This is a genomic window from Thiomonas sp. (assembly GCF_054608695.1).
In genome coordinates, this window is the sequence record NZ_JBTRXV010000199.1 from 1 (window position 1) to 2730 (window position 2730).

At 69.0% G+C, this 2730-nt stretch carries 7 protein-coding genes; all 7 read right to left on the reverse strand.

Annotated features, from left to right (window positions below; translation table 11 throughout):
- A partial coding sequence (locus ACYCUK_RS24220; protein ID WP_461597131.1) for a hypothetical protein occupies positions 1-713 on the reverse strand: 713 nt, incomplete at its 3' end.
- A 90-nt stretch (positions 714-803) separates the two neighbouring features.
- Positions 804-1112 carry a hypothetical protein gene (locus ACYCUK_RS24225; protein WP_461597132.1) on the reverse strand — a complete coding sequence of 103 codons (309 nt, stop codon included), beginning with the start codon at positions 1110-1112 and terminating at the stop codon, positions 804-806.
- Positions 1109-1543, reverse strand: a complete 435-nt coding sequence (locus tag ACYCUK_RS24230) for a hypothetical protein (RefSeq protein ID WP_461597133.1) — start codon at positions 1541-1543, stop codon at positions 1109-1111. The genes ACYCUK_RS24225 and ACYCUK_RS24230 overlap by 4 nt, the downstream gene beginning before the upstream one ends.
- Before the next feature lie 149 nt (positions 1544-1692).
- Positions 1693-1983, reverse strand: coding sequence for a hypothetical protein (locus tag ACYCUK_RS24235; protein WP_461597134.1), 291 nt, complete (start codon positions 1981-1983; stop codon positions 1693-1695).
- The gene (locus tag ACYCUK_RS24240; protein WP_461597135.1) at positions 1976-2275 is read right to left on the reverse strand and encodes a hypothetical protein; all 300 of its coding nucleotides are present in this window, start codon (positions 2273-2275) and stop codon (positions 1976-1978) included. The genes ACYCUK_RS24235 and ACYCUK_RS24240 overlap by 8 nt, the downstream gene beginning before the upstream one ends.
- Positions 2272-2526, reverse strand: coding sequence for a hypothetical protein (locus tag ACYCUK_RS24245; RefSeq protein WP_461597136.1), 255 nt, complete (start codon positions 2524-2526; stop codon positions 2272-2274). The genes ACYCUK_RS24240 and ACYCUK_RS24245 overlap by 4 nt, the downstream gene beginning before the upstream one ends.
- On the reverse strand, positions 2523-2730 hold a 208-nt coding region (locus ACYCUK_RS24250), incomplete at its 5' end, for a hypothetical protein (protein WP_461597137.1). The genes ACYCUK_RS24250 and ACYCUK_RS24245, both read right to left, overlap by 4 nt.

Sequence of the window (2730 nt, forward strand, 5' to 3'; positions counted from 1 at the left end):
GGGTTCGTCGCCTGCAGGTCGTTGACCCAGGTGGTGGTCCCCGCCGGCACCATGGCTGCGACCTCACGGGGGATCGGCCGCACGCCCCTGCCGGATGTGCCGAGGAAGGTGACCGCCTTCGCGAGCTTGGCGACCTCTGCGGCCAGTGTCGGCGGCGGCGGACCGGCGGGGTCGACGTTGCCCCATGCGATGCGAGGGTCGTCGAGGAGCGCAGCGGGCGCCGCGACGCGCTCTTGGCTGCGTGATGTACACCCGCACCATCCCCGCAGATATGAGGCCTCCACCGAGAGCACGGAGGCCGGCATGCCGCACCAGAAGCACGCCTCGGGCGCGTAGATGCGCCGGATCTGCTGGTACTGGGCGCGCCAGCCGTGCTCGTGCACGACCACGGTTCCCCACAGGTCGACCGAGGCGCGCCAAAGGCGCGTGTCGAGCCAGTCGATGTCGGCCACGCCGTAGTAGCCGCAGGTGCAGTCCCATGCGGGCGCCTCGTCGTGGCCGCGGCGTTCGTTGTAACCCTTCAGCGTGTGGTCGCAGAACGCGGGGTGCTCGGGGCCGTCGGCGAACGCACGGTGGTTGACGGTCTGGAACGTGCCGGTGTCGGTGACCCCGAACGCCCGGAACCCGAGGAGCGGCTCTGCGACGGGCTCGACGTCGGGCGGCGGCGCCGGGGCCTCCGGGCGCCGTTTAGGCGGGGACACGCTCTGGCTCACGTGCGGGCTCCGGGGACGTGGCGGGCGCCTGCGTCGGCGCCTCGACGGGGGCCGGGACCTCCAGGATGCGGCGCCTCTTGCCGATGTCGGTCATGATGCCGGCTCCTGCTCCCCGATGTGCTCTTGCAGTTCGACCTCGACTTGCACCAGGCTGTCTCGGATGGCGGCGGCGGAAGGTCGCCCGCGCTTGTTCAGCGGTAGCCGCATCTCCATCGTCCACATCTTCAGCGCCACGACCGCGGACCGTGCCGTGATCTGCCCTTCTTGAGAGCGCCAGTACTGCACGACCACGCTGGGCTCCTTATCGTCGCCTTCGTAGAGCTCTACTGCTGCCAGCAGCTCGCCCTCCTCCAGTTTCTTGCGCCGAGCGGTCTCCTCGGTTCTTGACAGTTCGGTCATGATGCTCTCCTTTCGAGCTCCTCGACTGGCACACCGGCGTGAATCAGACGGGTGCGGCGAGACTTGCGAACCTGGGCGCGGACGAAGCGACCGCGGTGGTCTCGGCGCATCTCAGCGGAGACGAGGCGCCACAGGCGCTTCTGCCACACCGACGGGCGCGGTACCTCGCGGGGGTTGACGGCGTTGTTGCAGTCCCCGCACAGGAGACTGCCCTCGCGCTCGGGCTCGTGGCCCCGCCCCCGACAGCACACAGCGGCGAGGGCGACGAGCGCCTTCGACGGGACGGGGCCGCCCGGGGTGAGGTAGAAGCGCAGGTCGAGGGTTGTCTCGTAGTAGCGCTTCTCGCTATAGGAGGTCCAGCCCTTGCGCCGGGCGAGGTCGTTGCGGTAGGCGATCCAGGTGGAAAAGCCGCGTGGCGGGCGCCTAGGCACGGCGCTCCTCCTTCCTCACTGCGAGCACCAGCCCGAGCATCGCTGCGCTGTTCAGCGCGAGAGCGATCTCTAGCCGATCGTCGTCGGCGCCGAGCCCTACAGCAACAAGGGACGCAGCTGCGGTAACTACGCAGATCACGGCCATCACCCTAGACATCGCTCGGCTCCTGGGGGTGGAGGGCGGGTGTGCGGACCGTGATGCGAGCGCCCAACTCGTTCCGGGCAGCGATCCACCACGCCTCACCGCGCTCGAGCGAATCGCATTCGATGAGCGCTCGTTCGAGCACCTTCCGGGATCGCTCGTTTGCCTCGCGCTCAGTCCTGAGCGCCTCCCGCAACCGCTTGACTTCGGCCACGAGTCGGGCGGCGCGCCAGTGCACCGGGCAGTCGCACGAATGCGCCAGCTTCGCCTTGATTGCGTCGAGGTCGGGGTCAGCCATCGTGCTCCTCCCAGTCGTAGGGGGTCTTCACGATCTCGACGTGGCGTGGCGCGGGCGCCCCGTTGGCGCACCAAAGCGCCTTGGCTCCATGCCCGCGCGCACGGGCGGCGAACCTCGAACCACGGGACGGGGCAGCTCCGCGGGTTCGCCCTTGTGGGATCCTGCGCCGGTCCACGTGCTCGAGCATGCGGGCGTCGGCACGCTCCCGGCGGCGGTCGACGTGTTCGGCCCAGACGGCCCACAGGCCCGCGACGAGGCACGTGGCGACGAGGACGACGGCGACGAGGGTCATGGCATCCTCCACACGTAGACGTACTCGTGGTCACCGGCCATCGCCTCTGCGACCTCGGCGTCCGAGGAGCACGTCCCTTCTACAGCCTCAGCCCACGTCATCGGTCCCGAGCTGATGCTGTACGTGTAGATCTGCGCCGCCTCACCGCCGTAGCTCATGAGCCACCGAGGTCCAACGCATCGAAACCTGAATCTGTACTTGTAGTAGCTGATGAAGCGCCACTCGTGCTGGCGTGGGTCGAACGTGTTCATGACGCCTCTCCCGTGTCGTAGGTCAGTGCTGACGCCGGCACCGTCCGGGCCTGCGTCCCGGTTGCTGAACACTCGATGACGTGTGCGGCGTCGGCCGCCGAGCGGGCCGGGTCCACCGGCCGCCCGCAGCCTGGGCAGAGGATGCGCGGGGTGCTCATCACCGGATCAGCTCCACGAAGTCCGCCAGCTCGAGGACCACGTACG

Bases quoted from the DNA above. Each gene is read 5' to 3' on its own strand.
- ACYCUK_RS24225 (WP_461597132.1), bottom strand. From the start codon at position 1,112: ATGACCGAACTGTCAAGAACCGAGGAGACCGCTCGGCGCAAGAAACTG.
- ACYCUK_RS24235 (WP_461597134.1), bottom strand. From the start codon at position 1,983: ATGGCTGACCCCGACCTCGACGCAATCAAGGCGAAGCTGGCGCATTCG.
- ACYCUK_RS24240 (WP_461597135.1), bottom strand. From the start codon at position 2,275: ATGACCCTCGTCGCCGTCGTCCTCGTCGCCACGTGCCTCGTCGCGGGC.
- ACYCUK_RS24245 (WP_461597136.1), bottom strand. From the start codon at position 2,526: ATGAACACGTTCGACCCACGCCAGCACGAGTGGCGCTTCATCAGCTAC.